Origin of the sequence: Collinsella sp. LCP19S3_D5 (assembly GCF_052121415.1) — a bacterium.
Lineage (GTDB): Bacteria > Actinomycetota > Coriobacteriia > Coriobacteriales > Coriobacteriaceae > Collinsella.
On the sequence record NZ_JBQKEH010000015.1, the window covers coordinates 1 to 25,405 of the forward strand.

30 protein-coding genes are annotated in these 25,405 nt (G+C 60.3%); 2 read left to right on the plus strand and 28 right to left on the minus strand.

Translation table 11 applies throughout. The features are described from left to right. Positions 1-248 precede the first annotated feature (248 nt). Complete coding sequence (gene tyrS, locus ACTQXO_RS06990) at positions 249-1,460, minus strand: tyrosine--tRNA ligase (RefSeq protein WP_117769435.1); 1,212 nt, start codon at positions 1,458-1,460, stop codon at positions 249-251. Positions 1,461-1,556: 96 nt separating this feature from the next. After that, positions 1,557-3,515: a U32 family peptidase gene (locus ACTQXO_RS06995; protein ID WP_441545586.1), complete on the minus strand. Its 1,959-nt coding sequence runs from the start codon at positions 3,513-3,515 to the stop codon at positions 1,557-1,559. Between the two features lie 160 nt (positions 3,516-3,675). Here ACTQXO_RS06995 and ACTQXO_RS07000 point away from each other — a divergent pair, with 160 nt between their 5' ends. Further along, positions 3,676-5,862, plus strand: coding sequence for a transglycosylase domain-containing protein (locus tag ACTQXO_RS07000; protein WP_441545587.1), 2,187 nt, complete (start codon positions 3,676-3,678; stop codon positions 5,860-5,862). A 172-nt stretch (positions 5,863-6,034) separates the two neighbouring features. Here ACTQXO_RS07000 and ACTQXO_RS07005 read toward each other — a convergent pair whose 3' ends face one another. From ACTQXO_RS07005 to yqeB, 24 genes are all read right to left on the minus strand, one after another. Further along, positions 6,035-6,472 (minus strand): arginine repressor, encoded by a 438-nt coding sequence (locus ACTQXO_RS07005; protein ID WP_154516043.1) that lies wholly within the window; start codon positions 6,470-6,472, stop codon positions 6,035-6,037. 132 nt (positions 6,473-6,604) lie between these two features. Further along, positions 6,605-7,765, minus strand: a complete 1,161-nt coding sequence (locus tag ACTQXO_RS07010; RefSeq protein ID WP_441545588.1) for a glycosyltransferase — start codon at positions 7,763-7,765, stop codon at positions 6,605-6,607. A gap of 35 nt (positions 7,766-7,800) precedes the next feature. Then, positions 7,801-8,625 (minus strand): tRNA pseudouridine(38-40) synthase TruA, encoded by an 825-nt coding sequence (truA, locus tag ACTQXO_RS07015; RefSeq protein ID WP_441032320.1) that lies wholly within the window; start codon positions 8,623-8,625, stop codon positions 7,801-7,803. A 92-nt stretch (positions 8,626-8,717) separates the two neighbouring features. After that, a complete protein-coding gene (rplQ, locus tag ACTQXO_RS07020; protein WP_271742473.1) occupies positions 8,718-9,200 on the minus strand; it encodes a 50S ribosomal protein L17 in 483 nt (160 codons plus the stop codon). A 30-nt stretch (positions 9,201-9,230) separates the two neighbouring features. Beyond that, the gene (locus ACTQXO_RS07025) at positions 9,231-10,172 is read right to left on the minus strand and encodes a DNA-directed RNA polymerase subunit alpha (protein WP_154516055.1); all 942 of its coding nucleotides are present in this window, start codon (positions 10,170-10,172) and stop codon (positions 9,231-9,233) included. Between the two features lie 32 nt (positions 10,173-10,204). Then, entirely contained in the window at positions 10,205-10,801 is a 597-nt protein-coding gene (gene rpsD / locus ACTQXO_RS07030; protein ID WP_006235275.1) for a 30S ribosomal protein S4, read from the minus strand. Positions 10,802-10,820: 19 nt separating this feature from the next. Beyond that, the gene (gene rpsK, locus ACTQXO_RS07035) at positions 10,821-11,225 is read right to left on the minus strand and encodes a 30S ribosomal protein S11 (RefSeq protein ID WP_006235274.1); all 405 of its coding nucleotides are present in this window, start codon (positions 11,223-11,225) and stop codon (positions 10,821-10,823) included. Positions 11,226-11,239: 14 nt separating this feature from the next. Next, on the minus strand, positions 11,240-11,614 hold the full coding sequence (gene rpsM, locus ACTQXO_RS07040) for a 30S ribosomal protein S13 (protein ID WP_154516058.1): 375 nt from the start codon (positions 11,612-11,614) through the stop codon (positions 11,240-11,242). 14 nt (positions 11,615-11,628) lie between these two features. Then, positions 11,629-11,742 (minus strand): 50S ribosomal protein L36, encoded by a 114-nt coding sequence (gene rpmJ, locus ACTQXO_RS07045; protein WP_006363204.1) that lies wholly within the window; start codon positions 11,740-11,742, stop codon positions 11,629-11,631. 150 nt (positions 11,743-11,892) lie between these two features. Continuing rightward, on the minus strand, positions 11,893-12,111 hold the full coding sequence (gene infA / locus ACTQXO_RS07050) for a translation initiation factor IF-1 (RefSeq protein WP_035137443.1): 219 nt from the start codon (positions 12,109-12,111) through the stop codon (positions 11,893-11,895). Positions 12,112-12,343: 232 nt separating this feature from the next. Then, positions 12,344-13,132, minus strand: a complete 789-nt coding sequence (gene map, locus ACTQXO_RS07055) for a type I methionyl aminopeptidase (RefSeq protein ID WP_329738298.1) — start codon at positions 13,130-13,132, stop codon at positions 12,344-12,346. After that, entirely contained in the window at positions 13,129-13,755 is a 627-nt protein-coding gene (locus ACTQXO_RS07060) for an adenylate kinase (protein WP_347486596.1), read from the minus strand. The genes map and ACTQXO_RS07060 overlap by 4 nt, the downstream gene beginning before the upstream one ends. A gap of 18 nt (positions 13,756-13,773) precedes the next feature. Further along, on the minus strand, positions 13,774-15,060 hold the full coding sequence (gene secY / locus ACTQXO_RS07065; protein WP_370450586.1) for a preprotein translocase subunit SecY: 1,287 nt from the start codon (positions 15,058-15,060) through the stop codon (positions 13,774-13,776). After that, on the minus strand, positions 15,054-15,503 hold the full coding sequence (gene rplO, locus ACTQXO_RS07070; protein ID WP_006235267.1) for a 50S ribosomal protein L15: 450 nt from the start codon (positions 15,501-15,503) through the stop codon (positions 15,054-15,056). The genes secY and rplO overlap by 7 nt, the downstream gene beginning before the upstream one ends. Positions 15,504-15,506: 3 nt before the next feature. Next, on the minus strand, positions 15,507-15,689 hold the full coding sequence (gene rpmD, locus ACTQXO_RS07075; protein ID WP_154516067.1) for a 50S ribosomal protein L30: 183 nt from the start codon (positions 15,687-15,689) through the stop codon (positions 15,507-15,509). A 2-nt stretch (positions 15,690-15,691) separates the two neighbouring features. Further along, the gene (rpsE, locus tag ACTQXO_RS07080) at positions 15,692-16,216 is read right to left on the minus strand and encodes a 30S ribosomal protein S5 (protein ID WP_154516070.1); all 525 of its coding nucleotides are present in this window, start codon (positions 16,214-16,216) and stop codon (positions 15,692-15,694) included. 14 nt (positions 16,217-16,230) lie between these two features. After that, entirely contained in the window at positions 16,231-16,599 is a 369-nt protein-coding gene (rplR, locus tag ACTQXO_RS07085) for a 50S ribosomal protein L18 (protein ID WP_118270231.1), read from the minus strand. A 75-nt stretch (positions 16,600-16,674) separates the two neighbouring features. Further along, the gene (gene rplF, locus ACTQXO_RS07090) at positions 16,675-17,211 is read right to left on the minus strand and encodes a 50S ribosomal protein L6 (protein ID WP_370450587.1); all 537 of its coding nucleotides are present in this window, start codon (positions 17,209-17,211) and stop codon (positions 16,675-16,677) included. A 33-nt stretch (positions 17,212-17,244) separates the two neighbouring features. Further along, entirely contained in the window at positions 17,245-17,643 is a 399-nt protein-coding gene (gene rpsH, locus ACTQXO_RS07095; protein WP_006235262.1) for a 30S ribosomal protein S8, read from the minus strand. Between the two features lie 119 nt (positions 17,644-17,762). Next, on the minus strand, positions 17,763-17,948 hold the full coding sequence (locus tag ACTQXO_RS07100) for a type Z 30S ribosomal protein S14 (RefSeq protein ID WP_022094280.1): 186 nt from the start codon (positions 17,946-17,948) through the stop codon (positions 17,763-17,765). Between the two features lie 79 nt (positions 17,949-18,027). Next, on the minus strand, positions 18,028-18,585 hold the full coding sequence (gene rplE / locus ACTQXO_RS07105) for a 50S ribosomal protein L5 (protein WP_154516073.1): 558 nt from the start codon (positions 18,583-18,585) through the stop codon (positions 18,028-18,030). A gap of 307 nt (positions 18,586-18,892) precedes the next feature. After that, the gene (locus tag ACTQXO_RS07110; protein WP_441032335.1) at positions 18,893-20,206 is read right to left on the minus strand and encodes a uracil-xanthine permease family protein; all 1,314 of its coding nucleotides are present in this window, start codon (positions 20,204-20,206) and stop codon (positions 18,893-18,895) included. Between the two features lie 298 nt (positions 20,207-20,504). Next, positions 20,505-21,548, minus strand: coding sequence for an XdhC family protein (locus tag ACTQXO_RS07115; RefSeq protein ID WP_441032338.1), 1,044 nt, complete (start codon positions 21,546-21,548; stop codon positions 20,505-20,507). Between the two features lie 9 nt (positions 21,549-21,557). Further along, on the minus strand, positions 21,558-22,352 hold the full coding sequence (gene yqeB / locus ACTQXO_RS07120; protein WP_441032341.1) for a selenium-dependent molybdenum cofactor biosynthesis protein YqeB: 795 nt from the start codon (positions 22,350-22,352) through the stop codon (positions 21,558-21,560). Between the two features lie 102 nt (positions 22,353-22,454). Between yqeB and yqeC the strand changes: the two genes are divergently transcribed. Further along, on the plus strand, positions 22,455-23,192 hold the full coding sequence (gene yqeC / locus ACTQXO_RS07125; protein WP_441032344.1) for a selenium cofactor biosynthesis protein YqeC: 738 nt from the start codon (positions 22,455-22,457) through the stop codon (positions 23,190-23,192). A gap of 113 nt (positions 23,193-23,305) precedes the next feature. Here the strand turns inward: yqeC and hydA are convergent, their stop codons facing one another. Then, positions 23,306-24,673, minus strand: coding sequence for a dihydropyrimidinase (gene hydA / locus ACTQXO_RS07130; RefSeq protein ID WP_441032347.1), 1,368 nt, complete (start codon positions 24,671-24,673; stop codon positions 23,306-23,308). A gap of 8 nt (positions 24,674-24,681) precedes the next feature. Further along, positions 24,682-25,296, minus strand: coding sequence for a nucleotidyltransferase family protein (locus tag ACTQXO_RS07135; protein ID WP_441032350.1), 615 nt, complete (start codon positions 25,294-25,296; stop codon positions 24,682-24,684). Positions 25,297-25,405 lie beyond the last annotated feature (109 nt).

The window sequence follows — 25,405 nt, forward strand, 5'->3', positions numbered from 1 at the left end:
CATGCCGGGGGCGGACCGGGACGGGTTCAACGGCAGGCCCCGCCGACCGATTGCAAGCGGTCGGCGGGGCCATTGTGGCTCTTGACAGCGGATTGGGTCATATGAGCGAAAACCCGCCAGAGCGAGCAAGGCGCCTTGAAACGAGGCGGCATTGACCTTTTGGTCATGCCGCCGAAGTTGAAAGGCAGATTGCCGCTCTGGCGGGCTTGCAGCGTCGAGCCGTTACGCGGTTTGGTAAAACCGCGTAACTAAATCAACTTGAAGCCCTTGCGCTTGCCCACGGAGAGGGTGTCGCCCAGCTTGAGGGCACTGGGGTCGATGTTGTAGCTCTTGGGAGCCACGGCCTTGCCGTTGATCTTGACACCGCCGCCGTCAATGTCGCGACGAGCCTGGCCGGCGCTGGCCGAAAGACCCAGGTCCTTGAGCAGGCCGGCAAGGTAAATCTGGCCCTCGTCGTTTACGGTCAGTTCAACATGCTTCTCGGGGAAGTCGGCGAGCTGGCCCTCCTTGAACACGCGGTCGAACTCGGCCTGAGCCTCGTCGCCGGCACCGGCGCCGTGGTAGGTGTCGCACAGGTCGCGGCCCAGAGCGCGCTTGAGCTCATAGGGATCGGCAGAGCCATCGGCCAGGGCAGCGTCGATCTTGTCGACCTCGGCCGGGGTGAGCGAGCTCGCCAGGCGGTAGTACTTGCCGATCATCTCGTCGGGGATGGACATGGTCTTGCCGAACATATCCTTGGGCGCGTCGGTCAGACCGATGTAGTTGCCATAGGACTTGGACATCTTACGGACGCCATCGGTGCCCTCGAGCAGCGGCATGGTGAGCGCGATCTGCGGCTCCATGCCCATCTTCTCCATGAGCTCACGGCCGGCGAGCAGGTTGAAAAGCTGGTCGGTGCCGCCCATCTCCACGTCAGCCTTGATCATGACCGAATCGTATGCCTGCATCACGGGATACAGGAACTCGTGCAGGGCGATCGGAGTCTGTGACTGATAGCGCTTGGTAAAGTCATCGCGCTCAAGAATGCGGGCGACGGTGAACTTGGAGCACACCTGCAGCAGACCGGCCAGGTCCATCGACAAGATCCAGTCGCCGTTGTGCACGATGGTGGTCTTCTCGGGGTCCAAGATCTTCATGGCCTGGCTCACGTAGGTCTCGGCGTTGGCCTCGATCTGCTCCTGAGAAAGCTGCGGGCGGGTGGAGTTCTTGCCCGAAGGATCGCCGATCAGCGCGGTACCGTTGCCGATGATCAGGGTGACGTTATGGCCCAGGTCCTGGAACTGGCGCATCTTGCGCAGGGGCACGGCGTGTCCCAGGTGCAGGTCGGGGCTGGTGGGATCGACGCCGAGCTTGATGTTGAGGGGCTCACCCTTCTCAAGCTTCTTACGAAGGTCGGCCTCGGGGACGATCTTCGCGGCGCCCGAGGTGATGATACGCATTTGCTCGTCAACAGACAGCATTGGGTATCCTCCTTTTGCTATAGCACCCTCGCCGAAAACGGCGGTGCTGGAAGTCCATAAACTCTCATATGATAACAAACTGACGCGACACAGCACCTACGACAGGAAAATCCTCGTCCTGCCGTATGCGTCGATGGCAACTGGCAGACGTGTACCGTCACGCTCAACCAGATAGCGCGTCTGCCGGCGACGCAAGCAGTCGCGGCAACAGGCCTGTCCCGTCGCATCGGTGGCACAGACGCCCTCGGCGGTCAGCAGGCAGTGCTCGCACACCATGAGCTCGGGACGATCGGTATCGACGGTGCCCAGGACGCCAGGACAGGCGGCAAGCTCGGCAACGCGTTTCGCATCGTGAGCGACAAGTTCGGCAGGCAAAAACACGCGCTGCGCCCCAAGCCCTCGCAACCAGGCGAGCGTTGCCCGGTTCGCACAGAACACCGGCGCTGCCACGTCAAAGACGACGCGCAGTTCGCGAGCTATCGCCACTTGTCCCAGATTACGACAGACGATGCGGCCGGCGCGCTGCATGAGCGACCGAGTCCGCTCGATATCGCCCACACGGCAGACCTCGTCGAGCACAACAGTCGCACCGGACAGGTCGAGCTCTTCGTTCGGGTCCTGGTCCATCAGCTGCCAGGCAAAGACCAAGCGAGCGGCGACAGACTCTGCAGGTTCTTCCGGCTGCGTTCCGCTATCCATCAGAACGCCCGCAAACGGCAGCGTCTCGACAGCGCGTTTCGCAAGCACGACCGCATCGGCCTCGGCCCGCATGCGCTCCAGTGCCGCCGCCGTTTGCTCAAGCACACCAGCACTGCGAATCAGATACACTTCGCAGCCCGCGTCGACCTTGCGCTTGCAATGGACAACGATGCGCTCCCCCGCCTCGGCATCCACCGGGCAGGGAACTTGCGGCCAGCGTTTAGGTACATCGGGACGCGCGTCGGCGCCCGGGTAAAACCTGATCTCGAGCGTATCGCCCGCCGCCACGGCGGCATCGAGCTCGACGGTCACCTCCTCATGTCCCACGGCAACCAAACGGCCCACACGCACGCCCTGGTTGATCGCGCGTTCAAAACTCATAAGCTCCGCGCCCGAGAGGCCTCGCAGATACGCGTCGGTAAACCCGCGGTTAAACGACCTTCCCAGCTCACGTTCGAGCGCCTGCACGGCATCGGGATCCCACGCGCCATCACGCAGCATATCGAGCGCCCGGCGCCACGCCCGCACCACGTTGTAGACGTAGTCGGGGTTCTTCATACGCCCCTCGATCTTGAGCGACGCCACCCCGGCAGCAACAAGCTCGGGTAAATGAGCAATGCCCAGATAGTCACGCGGGCAGAGCAGACGATCGCCTTCGACGGCAACGACGCTCTCCCCAGCCTCATCCACCAAATCGTATGCCAGGCGGCACGGCTGCGTGCAGTCGCCACGCATCGCCGACCGTCCGCGCCGCAGGGCCGAAAACTCGCACGCGCCCGAATAGCCAATGCATATGGCGCCATGGCAGAACACCTCGATGGGCACACCGGTAGCGCAGAGCATCGCAATCTCTGCCACGGTCAGCTCGCGCGCCGTCGTCACGCGCTCGACCCCCAACTCGTCAGCCGCCAAACGCACAGCCCCCTTGCTATGGACGCCCGCTTGGGTGGACAGATGAATCTCGACCCCCGGAATTGCCGCATGCAGCGCGCGGGCTAGGCCCGCATCTGCCACGATCAGCGCATCGGCGCCCAGCGCATGCGCATGTGCCCCCAGTGCCACGGCTTCGGACAGCTCGTCGTCGAACACGAATACGTTGAGCGTCACGTACACGCGCACACCATGGGCGTGCGCCACGGCACACCCGCGCGCAAATTCGTCGTCACTAAACCCGTGCGCACTCACGCGGGCGTTAAATCCGCTCAACCCGGCATAAATGGCATCGGCACCTGCCGCGATCGCGGCGAGCATCTGATTGAGCCCGCCAGCCGGAGCCAACAGCTCGGGCAGTGCCAGACCCGATGTTGGCGTCCCATTCCCGCATTGTCTGCTAGGCTCCGTCGCCCAAATCGCCATCGGCAAACTCCTTACCAAGGTATGCAATCACTCTGTTAATTGCCGTCAACCAGCATACACGAGGCTTCGCGCGGCTCGATTGGTTTATCGTGTAATAACTTATGTCCATCCTGCCCGACGCATACCCGCCGCCTGGCACGACATACTTGGAGGTCAACATATGGGTCCTCGCCAACGACAGGGACACGGTCGCTCTAAGACGCACGTCCTGCCCGTCATCCTGCTTTCGCTTTTGGGCTTTTTGCTCATCGCGGGCGTAGCATTTGGCATCGGCATGATCGGCAACGTCAACCGCTGGCTGTCCGACCTGCCCGACTACACCGACGCCAACGCCTATCTGGTCAGCGAGCCTACCGAGATTGTTGACTGCAACGGCAACAAGATCGCCAGCTTCTATACCCAAAACCGCAAGTCCATCACCAAGGACCAGGTCTCCCCGTACGTCCTGCAGGGCACGATCGACGTCGAGGACGAGCGTTTCTACGAGCACGGCGGCATCGACCTCTTGGGCATCGCGCGTGCCTCGGTGGCAACCCTTGCCGGCGGCCACGAAGGAGCCTCGACCATCACCCAGCAGCTGGTGCGCAACACCATCCTGCAGGAGGAGCAGTTCGACTCGACCATCGAGCGTAAGGTGCGCGAGGCCTATATCGCCATCAAGATGGAGGACATGTACTCCAAAGACGAGATCCTCATGATGTACCTCAACACCATTTACTATGGCCACGGCGCCTATGGCATCGAGGCCGCCGCCGAGACCTACCTCTCCAAGAGTGCTTCCGACCTCACCCTGAGCGAGGCCGCGCTGCTCATCGGTCTGCCCAACTCGCCTTCACAGTACGACCCCACGGTCAATCCCGACCTGGCGCTGTCCCGCCGCAATAAGGTGCTCGACAACATGCTGCGCCTGGGCCACATCACGCAGGAAGAGCACGATGCCGCGCAGGCTGAGCCCATCACCCTCAACGTGACCGAGATCTCGGGCAGCGGCGTCGACGTATACTCACAGCCCTACTTTGTCTCCTATGTCAAACAGCTGCTCGAGCAGGAGTTCTCCACCGACGTACTCTTTAAGGGTGGCCTGACTGTTAAGACCACCATCGACCCCACCATGCAGCAGGTAGCCGAGGAGGCTGTGCGCGCCCAGCTCGACACGCTTTCGCTCGATGGCCTGGACATGGGCATGGTTGTCGTTGACCCCAAGACCGGCTACATCAAGTGCATGGTGGGCGGCTACGACTACAACGCCGACGAGAATCACGTGAACCACGCTACGGCAAAGCGCCCCGTGGGCTCCACGTTTAAGGCCTTTACGCTGGCAACTGCCATCCAAAACGGCATGAACCCCAACGTCATTCTCAACTGCAACTCGCCACTCAAGGCCAAGGGCACCACGACCGAGGTGCAAAACTATGGCAACCAGAGCTATGGCAACATCACGCTTAAGCAGGCAACGGCATACTCATCCAACACCGGCTATATTCAGGTGGCCGAAGCCATCGGCAATGACAAGATCATGTCGCTCGTCAAAAAGCTCGGCATCGATCCCGCCAAGGACAATATCGAGGACGTTCCCGTCATGACGCTCGGCACCGGGTCCATCTCACCGCTCGAGATGGCATCGGCCTACGCCGCTTTTGCCAACGGCGGCTATTATCGCCAGCCGATCGCCATCACCGAGATCGACTCGCGTACCGGCTCGGTTCTGTACCAGCACACCGACAATCCCACGCGGGTGCTCACCGAAGGTGAGGCTGCCGCGGTTACCGACGTTCTATCCGGCGTCATGCAGGGCAGCGGCACGGGTGCCGCCGGCGCGCTGAGCGTCAACCAGCCCTATGCCGGCAAGACGGGCACCACCGACAACACCACCAACCTGTGGTTCTGCGGCTACACGCCGCAACTGGCATGCGCCCTGTGGACCGGTTATTCCGCAGGCGAGATTCCCATCCAAAAGTACGGTTCGGACCTGCTGGGCGACAGCACCAACCTGCCCGTCTTTAAGAAGTTCATGAACACCGTTCTTGCGGGCGCCGAGCGCGAGGAGTTCCCGACCGGAACGGCTCCCACGTACAAGAACAATAACGTCTGGAAGTTCTACGGCACAAACAACAAGAAGAAGGAAGAGGACGAGGATAAGGACGAAGACGAGGAAGAAGAGACGGAGACCACCGGCGGGAGCGGCAACGAGGGCGGCAACACCGGCGGCGAAGGCGATGGCGGCAGTACCACCCCTACTCCCGACCCCAGCCCCAGCCCCGATCCCAGCCCCAGCCCCAGCCCCGACCCTGGCCCGACCCCCGATCCCAGCCCTAGCCCGACCCCCGATCCCTCCACAGGTCAGTAGATAGCAAAGCGCCCGAGCAGCTCAAATGCTCGGGCGCTTTTTGTTGGGACATACATGGCATATCGCGCGCAATCGAGATGCCACGACAGGACCGCCACAAAAAGGGCGTCGGCTCAAAACCGACGCCCCTGTATTTCTGCCGTCTTAGCTGGCGTTGTTTACGCGCGTATAGCTATTTACGCGCGGCACTGAGCTTGTTAATCAGCGCTTCGAGGCGTTCGCCATCCTCGGCAGTCTGAGCGATAACCAAAATCGTGTCATTGCCGGCAAGCGACCCGAGCACATCGGGCAGCTCGGCCGCATCGACAGCCGCGGCAATGCCCGAGGCGGTGCCGGGCTGAGCCTTAATCATAACCAGGTTGTCGGTGCGCAACACACCGGTAACCAGCTCGGAGACCATGCGCTGCAGGTGCAGGTCCTCAGCCAGAACATAGATGCCCTCGGGCAGTTTGCGCAGCCCCATATCGGCGATGTCACGCGAAACCGTCGCCTGCGTGCAATCAAAGCCCATGGCGCGGAGTTCGTCCACCAGCACGCGCTGCGTACGCACGTCTTTATTGCGCACGATATCTCTGATGGCATCCTGGCGCCCGTTGCGTTTTTTAGCCATATAAAACCTCACTCCATAGATGGCGAAGACAATCTATCAGTGATTGAATAGTTTAGCGCTATTTGAGGCTATTTGTGAATAAGAACGCATTTCGAAACAATTATATGCAAATTATTTGCGAATATGACACAGCTAGGCTATCCTTGCGCCCGTTCTGTTCAAAAAAGCAGCCAGATGCGCATACATAACGCAGCGCATAGGCTTAACGTTGGCAATCGGCCCAAACAAAAGCCCAAGGCCTCGGCGCTCTCCCTTAAGGGCCACCGCCATCTGGCGGGTCCGCACGTCATTGAGCATATCACGCAATCGTGCCGTGCGCTCAATTGAAGACACCCCATGGGGGCTCAGGCACAAATTCTCGATACAAGCAACCAAGCGGCCATAGTAAAACCGTTGGCAGGCCAGCTTTAGATGGTTATCGTCATCTATTGCGTCAAATGGCACGCAAAGCTCTTCAAGCGCCTTGGCGTCGTCGGAAAGTCGCGAGAACATGGTGGGGTCGAATGAATCCGCAACCGATGGCGCGGCCGTATGGAAACAAGCTTCGGCGCACCCAAATACGCGTTCCGCATGCGAAAGGGCAGGCGCCAAAAAGGCGATCGCACGATACGACTCGGCATGCTGCAGACACAACTCAAACAGGGAGCGTTCATACATCACGCCGGAATGTTGACAAACCAGACCGCTCTCGACCAGCTTGGCCAGGCCTGAAGCCCGGTCTCCATCGTCGGCAAGGGCAATGGATTGCGCGTCCAACATACGAGAATGGCGTTCCCGATGCGTATCGTAGCGATCGAGCGACACCGAGGGAAATACGATATCTGCCGAGGTCTCACAAGCGACATCGAGCATTGCCAAAAACGCGTGCGGCGCAAACCACTCATCGGCGCTCATTGCGATAATGTGGGCCCCGCGCGAAGCGGCAAAACCCTCGCGAAGGCAAGCTCCGCTCGACGGATCGTCAACGTCTATCAAATCGATGTGAATATCTCTGCCCGCGGCAACATCGAGCGAATGACGAACGCCCGGCGCAGCGTTGCGACATGCAACGACAATCTGCATATCGTAGAGGTCTTGGTTTTGGACGCTTTCGAGTGCGCGCATCGCGTAGCTGGGCGAACCCTCCACAACAAGGATCACCGAAAGTCGCGGAAGCGAGCCACGTCGAAGCAAGTTATCCATCCTCTCGACAGCAATAATCAACTGCCGTTCATGGTACACCCCGGCAATAAACGCAATGAGTCGCCCGATGCGCTGCACGCCAAGAACAGATGTTGCACACGGCTCGCCCACACGAGCAGCATACTTAGATGGCTCTCGCTTCCCCCCTATTCGAGCGCGACGAGCTCGGTGGGGTCATAATCTACGCCCATAAAGGTAAGGCCGCACGCCGGCGCCGTGGGACCCGCAGCAGTACGATCGCAAGCGTCAATCACCTCGCGCATCCACTCGGGATCGCGGCGATGCATGCCGATCTCGACGAGCGTTCCCACGATGGTGCGCACCATCGAATGCAAAAACGCATTGCCCTCGATGGTAAACGTAAGGATATCCTCGCCAAAGGCGACCTCATGGCCAAACTCGGCAAGCATCACGCAACGATGCGTTGGCTTGCCCACGGCAGAAGCGACCTTACAAAAGCTCTTAAAGTCCTGTTCGCCCAAAAGCGCTGGGCAGGCGGCTGCCATCGCATCCACGTCCAAAGGATAACGATGCCACCATACCGCACCACGCGATAGCACCGGACGCGCATCGCGATCGGCAATGCGGTAGGTATAGGTCCGAGAACGTGCGTCAAAACGCGCAGAAAAGCCCTTACGGGCCTTGTAGACCTCATTAACGGCGATATCTTTGGGCAGCAGCGCATCCATAGCTCGCAGCCACCTGCGGCGCGTTAAAGCGAGCTCAGCGTCCGTAACGGGCACGCTGATGTATTGGGCCACCGCATGCACCCCTGCATCGGTGCGCCCGGCACACGTCAAATCGACTGAGCGGCGCAAGAGCGTCTCTATGGCAAGACGCAGCTCTCCGGCAACCGTCGTCTGCCCCGGCTGCTCGGCAAATCCGCTATAGGACGAGCCGTCATAGGCAACACGAAACACCAACGTGGCATCGAGCTCTGGAGTCAAATTGAAATCAGACGGCGCGGTCATGGGCGCTCCCAACAAACAAACAACGATATCGCGACAAAAAAAGAGGGGTACGCGAACGTACCCCTCGAATATAGCCTATGCAGACGAATTGTCTACTCAGCGGTCTCCTCAGCAGGAGCCTCCTCGGCAGCGGTCTCCTCGACAGCCTCGACCTTCTTGGGAGCAGCGGCCTTCTTGGGGGCCGGAGCAGCCTTCTTGGCCTTGGGCGTGCAAGGCTCGGTGACGAGCTCCATGATAACGATGGGAGCGTTGTCGCCCTTACGGTTACCGAGCTTCATGATGCGGGTGTAACCGCCGTTGCGATCCTGCCACATGCCCTGAGCAGCCTTGTCGAAGATCTCGGCAACGAGCTGCTTATCGCCGAGCTTGGCGATAGCCAGACGACGAGAGTGCAGGTCGCCCTTCTTGGCCCAGGTGATGATCGGCTCGACAACCGAACGCAGCGCCTTAGCGCGGGTCTCGGTGGTCTTGATGCGGTCGTTCTCGAAGAGGGCCTTGGCCAGGCTCTTCTTCATGGCCTTGGTGTGGCTCGCATCGGTGCCGAGCTTCAGGCCCTTCTTAACGTTGTGACGCATGGTCTAGTTTCTCCTCAAATATGCGAAGCATTAAGCCTTCAGGCTCAGGCCCATGGACTCAAGCTTGTCCTTCACTTCCTCGATCGACTTAACACCGAAGTTGCGGATGTTCAGAAGATCGTTCTCCGAGAACTCAACGAGCTGACGGACCGAGTGAATGCTGGCACGCTTAAGGCAGTTGTAGGAACGGACAGAAAGGTCCAGATCCTCGATCTGCTTGTCCAGCTCGGCGTTGTCGTTGGTGACCTCGGGAGCGAAGATCGAAACCTCCTCCTCGACCTCGGGGGTCTCGGCAAGGTTCATAAAGGCAGCCATATGCTGGTTGATGATATTGGCAGCCTGGACCACGGCGTCGCGCGGGGCGATGGAGCCGTTGGTCTCGATCTCGAGGACAAGGCGGTCGTAGTCGGTGTGCTGACCGACACGGCAAGCCTCAACGAGCTTGGCGCAACGGGATACCGGCGAGTACAGCGAGTCGACGTGGATCACACCGATGGGATCGTTGTCGCGCTTGTTGGCCTCGCCAGAGACATAGCCGCGGCCATAGCCGATGCGCATGCTCATGGTGAGATGGCCACCCTCGGTGAGCGTAGCGATGTGCTGCTCGGGGTTGACCAACTCAAACTCGGACGGAATAAAGAAGTCCGCACCGGTGACCTCGCAGGGGCCGTCAACCGAGATGGTGGCGGTCGCCTCGTCGGTCGTGCCGAGAGCCCTGAAGACAAGACCCTTGACATTCAGGACGATGTCAGTGACATCCTCGACCATGTTAGGGATGGTCATGAACTCGTGCTGCGCACCATCGATCTGAATAGCCTCGACGGCGGCACCCTCGAGCGAGGACAGAAGAACGCGACGCAGGGAGTTGCCCAGCGTATCACCGTAACCGCGCTCGAGCGGCTCGACGGAGACACGAGCAGACGTCTCGTTGATCTCTTCGACCTGAACCTGAGGCCTAATGAATTCTGACATGTATTACCTCCAGCCTCAGCAGCCCGGATGGACTACTTAGAGTAGAGCTCGACGATGAGCTGCTCGTTGATATCACCGCTGATCTGCTCACGCGTCGGCAGAGCGAGCACGTTACCAGACAGCTTCTCGATATCGACCTCAAGCCAGCCAGGGACCTCAAAGCGCTCGGAGGAAATCAGAGCCTCCTTGATGGGGAGGAGGTCACGGAACTTCTCGCCGACAGCGACGACGTCGCCGGCCTTGACGCGGTAGGACGGGATGTCCACGCGCTTGCCGTTCACGGTGAAGTGACCGTGACGGACGGACTGACGAGCCTCTTTACGGGTGCGAGCGAAGCCAAGACGGAAAACAACGTTGTCGAGGCGAGACTCAAGGATGATCATGAGGTTCTCACCGGTGACGCCGTTCATCTTACGGGCCTTGTTGAAGTAGCCGTGGAACTGCTTCTCCAGAACGCCATAGATGAACTTGACCTTCTGCTTCTCACGCAGCTGCATGCCGTACTCAGATTCCTTGCGACGGCGCTTGGGCTGACGGATAGATTCCTTCTTGCTGCTGTAACCGAGCTCAGCGGGATCGATCCCGAGCTGACGGCAGCGCTTAAGAACAGGAGTCCTGTCGATTGCCATATTGATACGATCCTTTCAGTTACACGCGGCGACGCTTCTTGGGGCGGCAGCCGTTGTGCGGGATGGGGGTCTTGTCCTGAATGCTCGAGACCTCGAGGCCAGCAGCCTGGAGGGAGCGGATGGCGGTCTCACGACCGGAGCCGGGGCCCTTGACGAAGACGGAAACCTTCTTCATACCGTGCTCCATGGCCTGCTTGGCAGCAGCCTCGGCAGCCATCTGGGCAGCGAACGGCGTGGACTTACGGGAGCCCTTGAAGCCCACCTGGCCAGCCGACTTCCAGGAAATGACGTTGCCCTGGGGATCGGTGATCGAAACGATCGTGTTATTGAACGTAGAACGGATGTGAGCCTGGCCCACGGAAATATTCTTACGGTCCGCGCGCTTCAGACGGGCAGCGCGAACGTTCTTCTTAGCAGTAGCCATCTATCTAGCGCTCCTTATTTCTTCTTCTTAGCACCGATCTGACGCTTCGGGCCCTTGCGGGTACGAGCGTTAGTGTGGGTGCGCTGGCCGCGGACCGGGAGGCCCTTGCGGTGACGAAGGCCGCGGTTGCAGCCGATGTCCATAAGGCGCTTGACGTTCTGGTTGCGCTCACGGCGGAGGTCGCCCTCAACCATGATCTGGTTCTTGTCGATATACTCGCGGATGGCGTTAACCTCATCCTCGGTGAGGTCCTTAACGCGCGTATCCACGTTAACGTTGCACTCGACGCAAATCTTCGTCGCAGTGGTGCGGCCGATGCCGTAAATGTAGGTCAGACCGATCTCAACGCGCTTCTCACGCGGGAGGTCGACACCATTAATACGGGCCAACGTAGTCTCCTCTCTTAACCCTGACGCTGCTTATGACGGGGGTTCTCGCAAATGACGAGGACCTTGCCATGGCGCCTAATGATTTTGCACTTATCGCACATCTTCTTGACCGAAGGACGTACCTTCATCGTTCTTCCTTTCGGTAGCGCTCAAACTACTTCCCTACTATCTACTCGCCCAGCCGCAGGCGTTTAAAACTATGGCTGGTCTTCACACACAATCCGACCGTAGGTTGAGCTAAGCCTGCAGTCGGAAATAGAGTGCGTGTATGCGTGCCGCTATTTGTAGCGATAGGTGATGCGGCCGCGGGTCAGGTCGTACGGGGAAAGCTCCACGACAACCCTGTCACCGGGGAGAATACGGATGTAATTCATTCGAATCTTGCCAGAAATGTTGCACAGAACCGAATGACCGTTCTCGAGCTCGACCTTAAACATGGCATTGGGCAACGGTTCCTTTACCGTACCCTCGAGCTCAATTGCGTCTTCCTTCTTCACAAGCAATCATCTTTCTCTAGAAAACGACAGCGATTGAGTATTCTACAACACGTATACACGCATCGTAATAACTTCGTAATGGCTCCACAACTACGTGGAACTTGTTACATTTGAAATGTAAAACAAAGCCGTTCCCTGATGCCCAAGATCGCCTTGAAATGAGAAGGCATAGACCTTGGGGTCATGCCTTCGAAATTGAAAGGCGAGGTTGGGCATCAGGGGGCGGCGACTTTTACATTTCTCCGCCTTGGAGCGAACACCAGGATCCTTGCGCATCGGTGGTGAGAATCACCGGACCGTCATTGGTGATGGCGACGGTGTTCTCGTAGTGCGCGGCGGGCAGGTGGTCGTTGGTGGTGACGATCCAACCGTCGGAGCCCGTGCTCACATGGTTGGAACCCATCGTTACCATCGGCTCGATGGCAATGACCATACCGGCCTGGAGGCGAACGCCCCTCCCCTTCTTTCCATAGTTAGGAACGTTGGGGTCCTCGTGCATCACGCGGCCAATGCCATGACCCACATAGTCACGAAGCACGCCATAACCGTGAGACTCGGCGAGGGACTGGACGGCATAACCAACATCCCCGATATGGTTACCGGGAACAGCCTGCTCAATGGCAGCCTTAAGGCAATCGCGCGTAACCTCGCACAGGGCCTTGGCCTCGGGCGTAGGGGTGCCGACGAAAAACGTCCATGCGTTATCGCCAACCCAACCGTCGACAACGGCTCCCGTATCGATAGAGATGATATCGCCATCGCGCAGGATCATATCGGGGTTGGGAATACCGTGGACCACGGCATCGTTGATCGATGCGCAAATGGTCCCCGGGAACCCGCCGTAACCCTTAAAGGCCGGGGTGCCGCCATGCATGCGGATAATCTGCTCCGCGAGCTGATCGAGCTCAAAAGTCGAAACGCCGGGGCGCACCATGGCTCCAACGTGGCGGAGCGCCATCTTAGATAGCGCTCCTGCCTTCTTCATCTGCTCGATTTGCGTTGCAGACTTAATCTTAATCATAGACCGAGGGCCTCTTTGACATCCCCGTATACGGTCTCGCGAGCCTGGTCACCGTTGACCGACTTGAGCAGACCCTGGCCACGATAGTAATCGACAAGCGGGCTCGTGGACTTCTCGTAGACGTCGAGACGGTTCTTGATGGTCTCGGGCTTATCGTCGTCGCGCTGATACATCTCGCCGCCGCATTTGGGGCAGGTAACATCGGCAGCAGTGCCGGTGTAACCGCAGGCGCGGCAGGTGCGACGCGAAGACAGACGATCGATAATGACCTCGGGGGCCACGTCGACCAGAAGGGCGCAGTCGATCTCGCGGCCCATGGCGGAGAGCTCGGAATCGAGCGTCACAGCCTGGGCGGTGTTGCGCGGGAAGCCGTCGAGGATGAAACCCTGCTGGGCGTCATCGGCGGCAAGGCGCTCCTTGACAAGGTCGATCACGAGCTGGTCGGGAACGAGCTCGCCAGCGTCCATGTACTTCTTAGCCTGAATACCAAGCTCGGTGCCGCCCTTGACGGCAGCACGCAGCAGATCGCCCGTGGAAATGTGGGCGACGCCAAACTCGGCGACGAGCTCCTGTGCAACGGTGCCCTTACCGGCACCCGGAGCTCCGAGCAATACGAGGTTCATGAGCAATCCTCCTCTAGCCTATTTAAAGAATCCATCGTAATCATACATCTTGATCTGGCCTTCGAGCTTGTCGACCGTGTCGAGCACGACGCCGACCATGATGAGGATGGACGTGCCGCCAAATGCCTGGATCAGCTGATTGCCCGTGAAGGAGAAGATGATCGAAGGCACGATGGCGATGAGCGCCAAAAAGACAGCGCTGGGAAGCGTAATCTTGTTGAGCGCGTTCTTGATGTAGGCCGCGGTAGCCCTACCCGGACGAACGCCCGGAATAAAGCCGCCCTGCTTCTTAAGGTTGTCGGCCGTGTCATCGGGATTGAACACCATGGAGGTGTAGAAGTACGCGAAGAACACGATGAGGACAACGTTAAGCACCCAGTTGAGCCAACCGGTCGAAAGCGCAGAGGCAACTGCCTGAATCCAGCCGATGCCGGGGAAGAACACGGCAACCTGAGCCGGGAAGTACAGCAGCGCCGAAGCGAAGATGATCGGCACGACACCCGCGGTGTTGACCTTGATGGGCAGGTAGGTGGTCTGGCCACCCATCATGCGACGGCCCACGACGCGCTTAGCGTAGGAGACCGGAATGCGGCGCTGGCCGCGCTCAAGGAAAACAATCAGCGGGATAACCAGCAGGATGATGGCGCAGATGATCACCATAGTGATGATGCCACCGCCATTGCCCTCGGTGCTGGAGAAGATCGCCTGCGGCAGACCGGCCATGATGTTCGCAAAGATGATCAGCGACATGCCATTGCCGATACCACGCTGGGTAATGAGCTCACCAATCCACATGATCAGCATGGCGCCCGCGGTGAGCGTGCCGACGATCATGAGGTCGAAGATGATCTCGGGAGCGGCGGCGCCATTAAAGCTGATGCCGAAGCTCTTAAAGAGGAAGAGGTAACCCACGGAGTTGAGGATTGCCAGAGCCAGGGTGAGGTAACGCGAATACTGCGTAATCTTGGTCTGACCGACCTCGCCCTCGCGGGCAAGCTCATGCAGGGAAGGCACAACGGCCTGGAGCATCTGGAGGATGATCGAGCTGGTGATGTAAGGCATGATGCCCAGCGAAAACACCGACACATAGCTCAACGCGCCGCCAGAGAAAAGATTCAGGAGGGCCATAGCACCTGCGGCGACCGAATTGTTATCGGTCGAGAAAAGGCCCAGCATCCCCTGGAAGGGAATGCCGGGCACAGGAACGTGCGCACCAATGCGGTACACGACGAGCATAGCTATGGTAAAAAGAATCTTTTCGCGCAGTTCTTTGATGCGGAAAGCATTCTTAAGACCATTTAGCACGGCAGCTCGACCTTTCCGCCGGCGGCCTCGATCTTGGCCTGCGCAGAAGCGCTGACCTTGTCGACCTTGACCGTGAACTTCTTGGTAAGCTCACCATTGCCGAGCACCTTGACGGGCTCGAACTCGCTCTTGGTGATGCGAGCGGCCTTAAGAGCGGCACCGTCGATCACAGCGCCATCCTCGAACTTACGCTCGAGACGCTCAACGTTAACAGCGGTGTACTCGATACGACGGGGGTTGCGGAAGCCCGGAAGCTTGGGCAGGCGCATAGCCAGCGGAGTCTGGCCACCCTCGAAGCCGGCACCCTTGGTGCCGCCAGAGCGAGAGCCCTGGCCCTTCTGGCCGCGGCCAGAAGTGGTGCCGTGACCCGAAGAATTGCCACGGCCAACGCGCTTGCGGTTCTTGGTGGAACCGGGCGCGGGAGTAAGATCGTGAAGCTGCATTTGCTACTCCTCTACAATCTCGACAAGGTGCTTGACCTTGAAGATCATGCCGCGGACGGACTCGTTGTCAGTAATCTCGCGAACCTCGCGGATCCTGTGGAGACCGAGGGCACGGACAGTACGGACCTGGTCCTGCTTGCAACCGTTGGTACTGCGGACCTGCTTGATCTTGATGGTGTCAGCCATGCTTAGTTCTCCTTACCGACGAACATCTCGGAGACCGTCAGGCCACGGCGAGCCGCGACGTCCTCAGGGCTGGAGAGCTCCTTGAGGCCCTCGACGGCAGCCTTGATGATGTTGAGGCCGTTGTCGGTACCGAGGGACTTGGACAGGACGTTCTTGATGCCAGCAAGCTCAAAGAGGGGACGCACAGCGCCGCCGGCGATAACGCCGGTACCCTCGACAGCGGGCTTGATGATGATGCGGCCGGCACCAAAGTGGCCGATAACCTCGTGCGGAATGGTGCCCTCTTCGGTCACCGGCACGTGGAACATGTTCTTCTTGGCATCGAGAGACGCCTTGGAGATGGCCATGGGCACCTCAGCGGACTTGCCCATGCCAACGCCGACGTTGCCCTTGCCATCGCCAACGACGACGAGAGCGACGAGGCTCATGCGACGACCGCCCTTGACGGTCTTCGACACGCGGTTGATGTAAACGACGCGCTCCTCGAACTCGGAGGCCTCGCGCTGCTGCTTCTGATTACGAGCCATGTGCTACATACCTCCTAGAACTCGAGACCGGCGGCACGAGCACCGTCGGCGAGGGCCTTGACGCGGCCATGGTAGATACGGCCACCGCGATCGAAGGCGACCTTGGTGATGCCGGCCTCGATGGCACGCTTGCCAACGAGCTGACCGACCTTCTCCGCAGCCTCCTTGTTCGAGGTGTGGGTGCCCTTGAACTCGGCCTCGAGGGTCGAGGCAGAGACGAGCGTCAGGCTGGAGCCCTTGCTGTCGTCGATGATCTGGGCATAGATGTTGGCGTTAGTACGGGTCACGCGAAGACGCGGACGCTCGGCGGTACCCGAGATCTTGCCGCGAACACGACGCTGACGACGCTTGAGGCCTTCCAGCTTCGCCTTATGCTTGTTCATACGTAAACTCCTAAAAAGGTTGATCTTGCCAGCACCTAACGGGGTGCTGGTCTTATGCGAGTGAGTCGGTTACGACTACTTGGCGGCCTTACCCAGCTTGCGGCGGATGTGCTCGCCAACGTAGTGGATACCCTTGCCCTTGTAAGGCTCGGGAGGACGATGGCCGCGGATCTCAGCGGCGATCTGACCGACCTGCTGCTTGTTGATACCCTTGACGTTCACGTGGGTGTTGTCGGGAACCTCGAAGGTGATACCCTCGGGAGCCTCGACGATCACGGGGTGCGAGAAGCCCAGGGAGAACTCGAGGTTCTTGCCCTTCTGCTGCACGCGGTAACCGACGCCGGCGAGCTCGAGCTTCTTCTCGAAGCCCTCGGAAACGCCAACAACCATGTTGTGGATGAGGGCGCGGGTGAGGCCGTGGCGGGCACGGGTCTCACGCTCGTCGTCGGGACGGGAAACGGTGAGGACGTTGTCCTCGATGTTGATAGCGAGCTTCTCATAGACATCGAGCTCGAGCTGGCCCTTGGGACCCTTGACGACAACGTTGTTGCCGTTGACTGCCACTTCGACTCCGGCGGGAATCTGGACAGGCTTATTACCGATACGAGACACGGTGATCTCCTTTCCTTCTACCTACCGAGCGAATTACCAGACGTAAGCGATGATCTCGCCGCCGACGTTGTGCTTGCGAGCATCGCGGTCGGTCATGACGCCATGGCTGGTGGAAATAATGGCGGTACCAAGGCCACCGCGGACGCGGGGCATGTCGGCAACGCCGGTGTACTTACGCAGGCCCGGCTTGGAAATGCGGCGGATGCCGTTGATGACCTTAGCCTTCTTGGGACCATACTTAAGCGTGATGTGCAGAGTCTTCTGGGGAACGGTGTCCTCGACATCGTAGCCCTCGATGTAGCCCTCCTCGTGCAGAACACGAGCGATCTCGACGAGCTTCTTGCTGCTCGGCATGGAGACCGTGGCCTTGTTCACAGAGTTAGCGTTACGAATGCGCGTAAGCATATCTGCGATCGGGTCTGTAAGGTTCATACAGATTCTCCTTCGTTCTTGATGAACACGTGCTCTTGGTTCTTCGCCGCCCTTAACGGCAAAGCCTAACTAGCACGTTTTCCCTGTTCCAAACGGATGCTTGAAACGCTGGTAGTGACTTACCAGCTGGCCTTCTTAACGCCGGGAAGCTCGCCCTTGAGTGCAAGCTCGCGGAAGCAGACACGGCACAGGCCGAACTTGCGGTACACAGAGTGCGGACGGCCGCAGCGCTGGCAGCGCGTGTACTCACGAGTAGAGAACTTCTGCTTGCGATTGCACTTGACGATCATCGATGTCTTAGCCACTTATATCCTCCTCACATAGAGTATTGTTCGCCCCAAGCGCCGCCCCCTTGTGGGAACGGCGCTTATAGGGCAGGTGAACCTATTTCTTGAACGGGAAACCAAAGGCGTCCAGAAGGGCCTTGGCCTCCTCATCGGTGTTGGCGGTGGTCACGAAAGTGATGTCCATACCACGCTGGTGATCGACGGAGTCAAAGTCGATCTCGGGGAAGATGAGCTGCTCGGTGACGCCCATGGAGAAGTTACCACGGCCGTCGAAGCTCTTGGCGGAGATGCCGCGGAAGTCGCGGATACGGGGGATAGCGACGGAGGTCAGACGATCGAAGAACTCCCACATACGGTCGCCACGCAGGGTAACCTTGCAGCCGATCGGCATACCAGCGCGCAGGCGGAAGGTAGCGATGGACTTGCGGGCACGGGTGATCATCGGCTGCTGGCCGGTGATGGCGCGCAGGTCGCGCACGGCACCGTCGATGGCCTTGGAATCGGTAGCGGCCTCGCCGACACCCATGTTCACGACGATCTTCTCAAACTTGGGGATCATCATGACGTTCTCGTACTGGAACTTGTCCTGAAGCTGCTGCTTGACCTCGTTGTTGTACTTGGCCTTCAGACGCGGCACATACTTCTCTTCTGCCATTGTTCACTCCTTCTTGGGGTTTTAAGCACGGGGCGTGGCCACGGTGGGTTGTCCTCGTGCCTCCTGACTGCATCCGCGCCGCTCATGGCATTTCGCGGTTTGGACTCGACGCAGCAGGAGCCGACAAAACAATCGGTACTATACGCGCATTGGGCGCGTATTTCCAGAAAAACATCGTCTGCCTGCACAACTCCACAACTCCCCCGCACAAATGGGTCCCAAAAAACAGTTGCGGTGAAATAGGGACTGTTTGACGGCTTAACCGGCTTAAACAATCCGTATTTCACCGCAACTCATATATGAGGCGTTATTTTTGGCGAGGCAGGACCAGGTTGAGGACGACGGCGACAAGTGCGGCGACGGCAATGGAGGATCCGCCAAAGACGGTGTCGACCCATGCGGGGAATCCAGCGCCGGCAAGTGCGCCGGCCGTGCGCTCAATGCCCGTGCCAAAGGCGATAGAGAGACCCATGAGCGTGGTATCGCGCTGAGACAGGCCGTGGCGGGAAAACATGACCACACCGTTCATGCCGATGGTTGCGAACACGCCAATGGTGGCGCCGCCAATCACCGGTTGCGGAATGGACGTGAGCACTGCCGCGCACTTGGGCAGCAGGCCCGCGACGAGCAGAATGGCTGCTGCGAGCGTAAAGACCATACGGTTGACGACCTTGTTCTCGGCGATGATGCCCACATTCTGGCCAAAGGTTGCCGTGGGGACGCCGCCCAAAAAGCCCGAGAGCATACCGACGAGACCATTGGCGATCAATCCGCCCGAGATCTGACTATCGGTCGCGGGGGTATCGAGCGCCGCAGAGGACACGGCGGCAAACTCTCCCATAACCTGCACGGCGTTCACGATGGCCACAACGCCCACCACGGCGCACGCCGCTGGATCGAACACCAGACGATGGGCGCCAAACGCCGGTGGGGCAAACCAACTTGCAGTCGCGACAGCCGAGAAGTCGACCATGCCCAACACCGCCGCAACGACAAAACCTGCGCAGATACCGGCCAGGATGCTGCCCAGCTTGAGCGCGCCCTTGCCGTAGTTACCGACCATAAAGGTGACGACAAACGTCACGAGCGCGACGGTCCAGTTGGTGACGCTGCCAAAATCGGCCGCGCCCTCCCCGCCTGCCATGGACGCCACGGCAACCGGGCACAGCGACAGGCCAATGACAAAGATGACGGTGCCGAGCACCGGAGCTGGGAACAGAAAGCTCACGCGCTTAAACAAAAGACCAAAGAGCACGACGAGCGCGCCGCCGATAACTTGAGCGCCCAGCACGGCCTCGAAACCAAGCTCAAGACCGACCGCTTTAAGTGCCGGCACGAAGGTAAAGCTCGCGCCCATCACGATGGGCAAGCCCGAGCCGACGATGCCTTTTATGGGGAACTGTTGAAGGAAAATGTCAAGCGCCGAGAGGACGAGCGACGCCTGAATGACGGCGGCTTCCTCTTGAGGCGTGAAGCCGCAGACCGACGCGATGATGATAGCGGGCGTGACGATACCCGCGAATGCCGCCAGCACATGCTGCAGTGCATGGGGCAATACCTGCACAAACGAAACTCTTCCCGTACGCTCGAACAGGGCGTCCCCTGCCACCGACTCTGCCATTTGCGCCTCCCATACCCTAGGCAGCGGCCCTATGCCGCCCAACGGGCGGACATTATAGGGCATATGGCACAGGTAGCATTTTGACCCGCATGCGGCAGAGGGCTGGGGTAGCTAATTTGGGACGGGGCTCTTTTAGCTACCCAACAGTGAGCGAACGCCTCGAGATGATTTTTCTGGGACGGGGATTTATAAATCATTGCGTACCTAATGATTTTTTAATCCCCGTCCCAGAAAAATCATCGAGCAGGCAGGGTAGCTAAAAGAGCCCCGTCCCAAATTAGCTACCCCTGGGATGCGACTAGCGCTTGCGGGGGACGAGCTTGGTGCGACGCAGATGGATCATCTCGGCGGCGATGGAGATGGCGATCTCTTCGGGGTCCTCGGCCTGAATGGCAACGCCGATCGGCAGGTGCAGCTCGTCGATCTGGTCCTGCGTAAAGCCCTCCTGCTCCAAGCGAGCCCGCACAAAGGCCGTCTTGCGGCGCGAACCCAGGCAACCCAAATAGGCGGGCTTGGCGCGCAAGGCCTGAATCACCACATCGATATCGGACTTGTGGCCCGCCGTGGCGACGACTACCAGATCGCGCGGACCGATGGGGCATAACTCGTCCAGGTTCTTGTAGTCGACCAGACGACGGTCGTAGACGCCGGGCACCCATTCGGGCGTCAGCGTGCCGGGGCGGTCATCGCACGCCACAACGGCAAAGCCCGCCGCCGTGAGCGCGCGCGCCGTCGCGGCGCCCACGTGACCGCAGCCAAAGATGTAGGTCAGGCCCTCGGGGCAAAGCGTCTCGATGTGCGCCGGGGGAATCTCGGAGGCGGCGTTGGTGTAGGTGACCTTACTCCCCTCTTCCGTCAGCGAAAGCCCGGGGCAACCCACAATGGTGCGGCGCGACTCCTCGCCATGGTATTCGGCGGCGTCGCTTTCGAGCGCGCTTGCGATAAACGGTTCAAAGTCGATGACGAAGTCGCCGATGCGTCGATACGCCAAGACGTCGGCAACCTCCTGAAACAACGGCGCCTGCGATGCATCCAAGTGCAGATAGCACAGGCAGATGGCTCCGCCGCAGATCATGCCGGTATCGGAGTTCTCGCCGCCCATGGTGTAGCGGACCAGGCGCGACTGCCCTGCGGCCAACAGCTCGCGCGCCTCGTCCAGCGCAAAGAGCTCGATCTTACCGCCGCCGATGGTGCCCGCTTGGCTGCCATCGGCAAAGACGGCCATCCAGGCGCCCACGCCGCGCGGCGATGACCCTGCCGTGCCGGCCACTACCACCAGCTCGCACGTCCTACCGGCCTTCAGAGCGCCAAGCGCAGCATTCACCACATCGAGCTTTTCCATCGTCGCTTCCTATTCCCTAAAAACGTCGGTAAGCATGGCGAGCGCCTCGAGCACGCCGCCGCCGACCGACGTCGCCTTGTCCGAAATATAGTTGATGTAGCTGGCGTCGCCGCGTGGGTCGACATCGGCGCATTTAAAGCCCTCAGTGACTTGAACGCCGTCGGCCAAAAGCCCGCGCAAGCAGCCGTCAATCTGCGTGACCATGGGAGTGTCGCCCGCATACCCGATCACATCGCCGGCACTCACGATGTCGCCGATCGCGCGGTCGGACCTAAACACACCGGCGGCGGGGCTGTGGATAACGCGCTCCTTGCCATACCCGGCGATGACACCCGGCACGCCCGTATTGGGCTGGGGCGAGCCCTGGGTGATGACGCGGCCGAGGAAATGACCGCGCATGGTCTCGACCACGGCATCGCAATCGACCGGCGCGGTAAAGCCCGGTCCTACGGCGATGACGACAGGCGCCATATCGCGCGTGGTGCCCAAATTGCGCTTGGCCAGGATCGCGTCGACCACGGCAGCGGGCTTAAGTTCGCTGAGCATCTTGGCCTGGGGATCCACCACAACGGCGACATCTCCGGCCTGGGTAATTGCAAGCGCCTCTGCCGGCGTCTGCGCCAAGCGGGCGCGAATGCCCTCGACCTGGACCTCGCCCAGGCGAATAGCCTCGCAAAAACTGATTGTGCGACGGATGCACGTGGGAACCGCGATATCGGCCATAACGACCGACACGCCGGCGCGCACCAAGCGGGCGGCGACACCCGTGGCGATATCGCCGGCACCACGAACATAAACGAGCATTTCCGGGGCACCTCCCTGTGCTACGGTTTGAGCAGAGCAAAAGCGGTTCGACCGCTACTCTAATGATTATTTATTATCACAGTATTATACGGCGGTGAACAGATGGAAACGGTTAGCGGCAATCTCTCCTCGGCGCTCAGGATCGAGCCGGGCATTACCGCGATTATCGGCAGCGGCGGCAAGTCGACCTTGCTAAAGGCGCTCGGCCTTGAGCTTATGCGCGCGGGCGGCCGCGTGCTCCTCTGCACCACCACGCATATGTTTCCCGTCGCCGGCGTGCCATGGGACGGGTCGAGTCGTCGCCTGGACGCCGCACCTTGGAAGCCGGGCGCCGCACATGTCCCCGGTTGCACCTGCGAGGCCTGCGCGGGCCTTGCGCGGGGAAGCATCTGCCAAGCAGGTGTCTTGGACCCCGAGACGGGCAAGCTCTCTGCCCCCGCCGAGCCGCTCGGCGGGCTGGCACAGCGCTTTAACTACGTCTTGGCCGAGGCGGACGGCAGCAAGCGGCTCCCGCTCAAAGCCCACGCCGCCTGGGAGCCGGTGATTCCCTCTGGCACGGTCAACATCGTCTGGATCGTTGGCGCCTCGGGGCTCGACAAGCCCATCAACGAAGCCGTCCACCGCCCCGCGCTCTTTTGCGAGCGTTGCGGCTGCGAGCCCACCGACATCGCCACGCCCGAGCGCGTCGCCCAGGTGCTCAATGCCGAGATGCAGGCGCTGAGGCTCGACGCCGCGCACGTCATACTCAACCAAGTCGACACGCTCAGCGACCCGGCTATGGCCGCCCGCTTCGAGGCTGCCCTCGGCCGCCCCGTCGTCGCCACCAGCCTCCAGGGGTAGCTAATTTGGGACGGGGCTCTTTTAGCTACCCCATGTTGAGAGAAAAATCATCAGGTAGGCAGGGTAGCTAAAAGAGCCCCGTCCCAAATTAGCTACCCTGGCGGCACCCCCTGCTAGCGGGGCACGTAGCGACCGGGCTGGGCTCCGGTGGGCTCGCCATCGCGCGCCACCAGCACGCCGTTGACGTAAACGGCCTTGGCGCGACCATGCGCCTCAAAGCCCTCGAGCGGCGTGTAGTCCACAGCCTGATGCTGCGTCGCCGCGTGAATGGTCCAGCGCGCCTGGGGATCCCACACGCACACGTCGGCATCGGAGCCCTCGGCAAGACAGCCCTTGCGCGGGTACATGCCAAACACGCGCGCCGGGTTCTCGCTCATCAGGCGGCAGAGGTCCTCGGGGCCCAGCTGCCCCTCAAAGCTCGTAGCAATCGCGACAGGACGATGCTCCACGCCGGGCCCGCCGTTGGGAATCGCGCGGAAGTCGTCGCGCCCGCGGTCCTTTTGCCCGTGCAGATTAAAGCTGCAGTGGTCGGTGGCGATAGTATCGATCTCGCCGGCCACAAGTGCCTCGCGCAGAGCCGCACGGTCGCCGGCATGGCGCAGTGGCGGACTCATCACATACTTGGCACCCGCAAAGCCGTCCTCTCCCTGCTCCAGATAGCAGGTGTCGTCGAGCATCAGATACTGAGGACAGGTCTCGACATAGATGTTCTTCTGCCCGCGCGCCTTGGCAGCGCGAATGGCCTCGAGCCCCAGCTTGGTCGAAAGATGCACCACGTTGACCGGAGCGTCCCCTGCCAAGTGCGCCAGATACAGCAGACGGCTCACGGCCTCGGCCTCGCACACGTCCGGCCGGCTGAGCGCATGCCCCTCGGGCCCATGAATCCCCTGCTCGTACACGCGCTTCTGCAGTTCATTCACCAACGTGCCGTTCTCGCAATGCACGCACAGGATACCGCCCACGCGCTTGAGCTCCTCGAGCACCTCGAGCGTCTCGGCATCGTCCAAGCGCAGGTGGTCGTAGGCAAAGTAGGTCTTGAACGACGATACACCCGCCTCGCGCATGGCCGAAAGGTCGGCGCGATTGCGCTCATTCCACTCGGCGAGCGCCATATGAAAAGCGTAGTTTGCCGTGCAGGTGCCGTCGGCGCGGCGATGCCACTCGGCAAAGGCATCGGGCATGGTCACGCCGCGATCGGCCGTCGCGTAGTCCACGATGGTCGTCGTACCGCCGCAGGCAGCCGCGCGCGTACCGGTCTCAAAGCTATCGACCGTCCAATCCATGCCAGTCCAGCACTGCATGTGCGTGTGGCCGTCGATAAAGCCGGGGAACACCCAGCAGTCGGTGGCGTCCTGGACGGTATCGCCCTCGGCCGGCTCGATTGATGCGGCAATCCGCACAATCTTGTCGCCCTCCATGGCAAGATCGGCGCGGCGAAGCCCCTGGGGCGTCACGAGCGCGCCGTTTTTGATGATGATCATGTTGCTCCTTATTGATTCATACAGTTGGCCACGCGATCAAAATACGAGCAGGCCGCGATATGCTCCGTTATGCGTCGCTGTCCCTTGGCGGTATCGACGTCCCACAGCTCGTAGGCACGCGCCTCGACCAGCACCACGTCGGTGCGGTCCTTGAGGATCGAACCGCCGCCGTCCTTGCCCTCAAGACACATAAGCGCATCGAACAGTTCCGTCGGAAAGAGCACCGGGCTCGAAGGCTCACCGTTGCACGCAAGACGTACCGGGTGCTTGCGGCCGTGCTCGTCAAACGCGCGAACCATGGCCTCAAAAGAATCCGCGCTCACAAGCGGCTGGTCGCCCGGCAAAAAGAGGCAACCTTTCCAGTTGTGATCGACTCCCCACGAAAGGCCCGCACGGACGCTTTCGCTGCGCAGCTCACCCTCGTGCAGCGCGCACGGGCAATGCTTGTCCTCGCAAATCTGAGCAACCTCGGACCAACGCGTCGAAACCACAACGTCAAAGCCCCGGGGAACCGAATCGATGGTCCGGGCAATCAGCGGCTCGCCATAGATATCGGCAAGCATCTTGTTAGAGCCAAACCGCTTGCCCTCGCCCGAAGCCATAATGACGCAACCAAGTTTCATCTTCGCAAACCTCCCCTGGTTGCCTTGGACACCATAGTTGCTATACCCACCATACCAAGCTCGCACTCCGTCGGAACAGGCGCACGCTCGTTTTTCCAGCGAGCGCCCC